The following is a 4836-nucleotide window of genomic DNA, read 5'->3' on the forward strand; positions in this document are numbered from 1 at the left end:
TGCCGCGTGGCCGCGCGCCGCCACCGGTCGCCCGCCGCCACGCGCCTGCTGCTGCTGCATCCGCGCGCCACCGGCGAGCAGTTCCGTTCCCTGCTCGCGGCCTGATCGCCGGCGAGCCCGTTTTTCAGCGTCCGGCGGACGAAGGCCATCCCCCGACCCCCGCCGACCTTCGCCGGACGCTGATTTTTTCCTCCGCGCAAGCTGACGCCGTGCCCGACCGGGCACGGCGTTTTTGTTGCGCCTTGTCCGTGCCCGGCCGCGCCGGGACAATGGCAGGCCGCGGTCAGCCGGCCGCTGCCATCGAGCCGAATCCGCGAGCGCACCCATGCTGCGACTGACCGACCTGAAGCTGCCGCTCGAGCACACCACGGCCGAGCTGGAGCAGGCCATCCTCGACCGCCTGAAGATCGGGCGCGGCGCGCTGCGCGGCTACACCGTGGCCAAGCGCAGCGCCGACGCCCGCAAGCGCGGCGCGATCGCGCTGATCTACGCGCTGGACCTGGACCTGGCCGACGAGGCGGCGGTGCTGGCGCGCTTCGCCGACGACCGCCACCTCGGCCCCACCCCGGACACCAGCTACCGCTTTGTCACCCGCGAGCCGTCGAAGAGCCCACACCGGCCGATCGTGATCGGCCTGGGCCCGTGCGGCCTGTTCGCCGGGCTGGTGCTGGCGCAGATGGGTTTTCGCCCGATCATCCTCGACCGCGGCAAGGCGGTGCGTGAGCGCACCAAGGACACCTGGGACCTGTGGCGCAAGCGCAACCTGCATCCGGAGTCGAACGTGCAGTTCGGCGAGGGCGGCGCCGGCACCTTCTCCGACGGCAAGCTATACAGCCAGATCCGCGATCCCCAGCACCACGGCCGCAAGGTGCTGGAGGAGTTGGTGAAGGCCGGGGCGCCGGAAGAGATTCTCTTCGTTAGCAAGCCGCACATCGGCACCTTCCGGCTGGTGAGCATGATCGAGAAGATGCGCGCGCAGATCGAGTCGCTGGGCGGCGAGATCCGCTTTCAGCAGAAGGTGGACGACCTGATCCTGGAAGCCGAAGGCCGCGATCGCCAGCGCATTCGCGGCGTGGTGCTGGCCAGCGGCGAGGAGATCCGCAGCGACCACGTGGTGCTGGCCGTGGGCCACAGCGCGCGCGACACCTTCGCCATGCTGCACACCCGCGGCGTGTACGTGGAGGCCAAGCCGTTCTCGATCGGTTTTCGCGTAGAGCATCCGCAGGCGATCATCGACCGCGCCCGCTTCGGTCCGCAGGCGGGCCATCCGCTGCTGGGCGCAGCCGACTACAAGTTGGTGCACCACGCGAAGAACGGCCGCGCCGTGTACAGCTTCTGCATGTGCCCGGGCGGCACCGTGGTGGCAGCGACCAGCGAGCCCGGCCGCGTGGTCACCAATGGCATGAGCCAGTACTCGCGCAACGAGCGCAATGCCAACGCGGCGATCGTGGTGGGCATTGATCCGAGCGACTTCGTTCCGTTCGACGGCAGCGGCAGCCCGCTGGCGGGCATCGCCCTGCAGCGCGCGCTGGAGAGCCGCGCCTACGTGCTGGGCGGCGAGAACTACAACGCGCCGGGCCAGCTGGTCGGCGATTTCCTGGCCGGCCGCGCCTCGCGCGAATTCGGCGAAGTGCTGCCCTCGTTCAAGCCCGGCGTCACGTTGGGCAGCCTGGACAGCGCGCTGCCGGACTACGCGATCGCCGCGATCCGCGAGGCGATGCCCGCGTTCGATCGCCAGATCAAAGGCTTCGCCATGCACGACGCGGTGTTCACCGGCGTGGAGACGCGCACTTCCTCGCCCATCCGCATCAAGCGCGACGAGTCGCTGCAAAGCCTCAACACCGCCGGCCTGTACCCGGCCGGCGAAGGCGCCGGCTATGCCGGCGGCATCCTTTCAGCCGGCGTGGACGGCATCAAGATCGCCGAAGCGGTGGCGCGGAGCATGGTAGGCGGCTGATCGGCAAGCATTTCAACTTTCAGGTTGAAATGCCGATATTCAACCTGTAGATTGAACTCTGAGTAATCAACTCAGGAGTTGGATCATGCTCGCCACCCCGATCCGCCTGCCCGCCCAGCTCGGCGTACTGCTGCGCAACGCGCGGCTGAGCCGCGGCCTCACGCAGGCCGACGTGGCCAAGGAACTAGGGATCACCGCGCAGGCCCTATCGAAACTGGAGAGCAACGCCGCCAAGGCGTCTTTCGAGCGCGTCCATCGTCTGTGCCAGGTGCTGGGGCTCGAACTGCTGCTGCAGGACAAGCCCGTCATGAACCTGCGCGATAGCGCCACGTCGCAGTGGTAGCCATGGCGCGGGCCCTCGCTCTCGACATCTGGATGAACGGTGCCTTCGTCGGCACCTGGGAGCGTCCGCGCAGCGGCGCCGATCGCCTGACCTACGACGCCGGCTGGATAGCCTCGCCGCTAGGGCGTCCGCTGTCGCTCTCGCTGCCGTTCGGGCTGGCCACCGGGCGCAGCAGCGACAGCCACCGCGTGCTCCGCGGCGAAAAGGTGGCCTGGTACTTCGAGAACCTGGTGCCGGACAACGACCGCATCCTGCAGCGGTTGCGCGAGCGCTACGGTGCGCGCTCCATCGCGCCGTTCGATCTGCTGGCGGCGATCGGGCGCGATTGCGTGGGCGCCATCCAGTTGGTGCCCGCTGGATCGGAGCCGGGAGATATTCGACGCATCGACGCCGAGCCGCTGGATGAGGCAGGGGTCGCCCAGGTGCTGCGCCACACCACCGTGGCCCGGCTTCCCGGCGAGCATCCAGACGACGATGCCTTTCGCCTCTCCATCGCCGGCGCGCAGGAGAAAACCGCGCTGCTGCACCACCGCGGCCAGTGGTGCATCCCGCACGGCGCTACGCCATCGACCCACATCTTCAAGCTGCCGCTGGGCCTGGTGGGCAACGTGCAGGCCGATATGCGCCAGTCGGTGGAACTGGAGTGGCTGTGCATGGAGCTGGTGCGAGCGTTTGGCCTGCCGGTGGCGAACGTCGACATCGGACACTTCGAAGACCAGAAGGCCCTGATCGTGGAGCGCTTCGACCGCACCAAGGCCGCCAACGGCAATTACTGGCTGCGTATTCCCCAGGAGGATTTCTGCCAGGCCAACGGCCTACCGCCCGACCGCAAGTACGAGAGCGACGGCGGCCCTGGCATCGCCGCCATCATGGACATCCTGCGCGGCTCGGAAGACGCCGCGGCCGATCGCGCGCGCTTCTTCACCACCCAGGTGCTGTTCTGGATGCTCGCGGCCACCGACGGCCACGCCAAGAACTTCAGCCTCACCCTGCTGCCCGGCGGTCGATACCGGCAGACGCCGCTGTACGACATTCTCTCGACCTATCCCGTGCAGGGACGCGGCGCCAATCGGATGGATCCGCGCAAGGCACGGCTGGCGATGGCCGTGACAGGAGAGAACCGCCACTACCTGCTGCACGACATCCACCGCTGGCACTGGGTGGGCATGGCCGAGCGCCTGGGTCTTCCCGATGGCGCCGAACCGATCATCAACGGACTTGTCGAGCGAGCTCCCGAAGCGCTGCATGCCGTCGCCTCGCGCCTGCCTCAAGGCTTTCCAAGCGAGCTGTTCGACAGCGTCAGCGCTGGCGTGATGGCCGCCGCAAAGCGCCTCGGCGCAGAGCCGGACCGCCGCTCGACCGGCGGGCGTGGCGCCGGATCGACCCACACACATTGAGTCCACTGCGCGCAGCGCCATATCAGGCAGCTGCCCCCACTATGCGGACGACGCCATGACCGAGCCCAAAGCCCTGCGCATCGATTTCGTTTCCGACGTCTCCTGCCCGTGGTGTGCGGTGGGGCTGGCCTCGCTGGAGCGCGCGCTCGACGCATTGCAGGACGAGGTGCGCGCCGAGATCCACTTCCAGCCGTTCGAGCTCAACCCGCAGATGGCGCCGGAGGGCGAGGACGTGGGTGAGCACATCGCGAAGAAGTACGGCATGTCGCCCGCGCAGCTGGCACAGAACCAGGAAAACATCCGCCAGCGCGGCGCGGCGGTGGGCTTCACCTTTGCCCACCAGGACACGCGGCGCATCTACAACACCTTCGACGCGCACCGCCTGCTGCACTGGGCTGGCGAGCAGGGCGATGGACAGCGCCAGCACCCGCTCAAGCGCGCCCTGCTGACGGCCTACTTCACCGACGGCCAGGATGTCAGCGACCATGCCGTGCTCGCCCGCGTGGCCGGTTCGGTCGGGCTCGACGCGGCGGAGGCCGCCGCGGTGCTGGGCAGCGACAGGTATGCCGAGGCGGTGCGCCGCGACGAGCAGTTCTTCCTGCGCGCGGGCATCCACTCGGTGCCGGCGATCATCATCAACCAGCAGCACCTGATCTCCGGCGGGCAGCCGCCGGAGGTGTTCGAGCAGGCCCTGCGCGAGCTCGCCGCACGCAGCTGAGCCACCCGGGTTGGCCGCGGCAACGGGCGCGTTGCCGGCTCAGCCGCCGCCATGGCGCCAGTGCTCGACCGGATGCGGACGGCCGAGCAGGAACCCCTGCCCCAGCTCGCACGCCAGCCCGCGCAGCAGCGCCTGCTGGCGCGGCGTCTCGATGCCCTCGGCGATCACCGTGATCTCCAGCGCATGCGCCAGCGCCAGGATCGCCTCGACCACGGTGGAGCTGTTGGTGGTGCCGGCGTCCAGCGCCTGCACGAAGCTCTGGTCGATCTTCAGCAGGCGCAGCGGCAGCGAGTGCAGGTAGTTGAGCGAGGAGTAGCCGGTGCCGAAGTCGTCCAGCGCGGCGCCCACGCCGGCCTGGCGCAGCCGCTCCAGCGTGGCGCGCACGCGCTCGGGATCATCCAGCAGCGAGCCCTCGGTCACC

General features: G+C 69.1%; 5 protein-coding genes. 4 read left to right on the forward strand and 1 reads right to left on the reverse strand.

Annotated features, from left to right (window positions below; translation table 11 throughout):
* The first annotated feature begins 325 nt into the window (after positions 1-325).
* The 4 genes from VFM98_RS07230 (at position 326) to VFM98_RS07245 (ending at position 4415) form a co-directional block, all read left to right on the forward strand.
* Positions 326-1957: an NAD(P)/FAD-dependent oxidoreductase gene (locus VFM98_RS07230; protein WP_325109234.1), complete on the forward strand. Its 1632-nt coding sequence runs from the start codon at positions 326-328 to the stop codon at positions 1955-1957.
* 85 nt (positions 1958-2042) lie between these two features.
* Positions 2043-2300, forward strand: coding sequence for a helix-turn-helix transcriptional regulator (locus VFM98_RS07235; protein ID WP_325109235.1), 258 nt, complete (start codon positions 2043-2045; stop codon positions 2298-2300).
* 2 nt (positions 2301-2302) lie between these two features.
* Positions 2303-3697 (forward strand): type II toxin-antitoxin system HipA family toxin, encoded by a 1395-nt coding sequence (locus VFM98_RS07240; protein ID WP_325109236.1) that lies wholly within the window; start codon positions 2303-2305, stop codon positions 3695-3697.
* Between the two features lie 55 nt (positions 3698-3752).
* A complete protein-coding gene (locus VFM98_RS07245; protein ID WP_325109237.1) occupies positions 3753-4415 on the forward strand; it encodes a DsbA family oxidoreductase in 663 nt (220 codons plus the stop codon).
* A gap of 39 nt (positions 4416-4454) precedes the next feature.
* Here the strand turns inward: VFM98_RS07245 and VFM98_RS07250 are convergent.
* On the reverse strand, positions 4455-4836 hold a 382-nt coding region (locus VFM98_RS07250; protein ID WP_325109239.1), incomplete at its 5' end, for an EAL domain-containing protein.

Origin of the sequence: Ramlibacter sp. (genome assembly GCF_035706265.1) — a bacterium.
Classification (GTDB): domain Bacteria; phylum Pseudomonadota; class Gammaproteobacteria; order Burkholderiales; family Burkholderiaceae_C; genus Ramlibacter.

Bases quoted from the DNA above. Each gene is read 5' to 3' on its own strand.
- VFM98_RS07245 (WP_325109237.1), top strand. From the start codon at position 3,753: ATGACCGAGCCCAAAGCCCTGCGCATCGATTTCGTTTCCGACGTCTCC.
- VFM98_RS07230 (WP_325109234.1), top strand. From the start codon at position 326: ATGCTGCGACTGACCGACCTGAAGCTGCCGCTCGAGCACACCACGGCC.
- VFM98_RS07235 (WP_325109235.1), top strand. From the start codon at position 2,043: ATGCTCGCCACCCCGATCCGCCTGCCCGCCCAGCTCGGCGTACTGCTG.
- VFM98_RS07240 (WP_325109236.1), top strand. From the start codon at position 2,303: ATGGCGCGGGCCCTCGCTCTCGACATCTGGATGAACGGTGCCTTCGTC.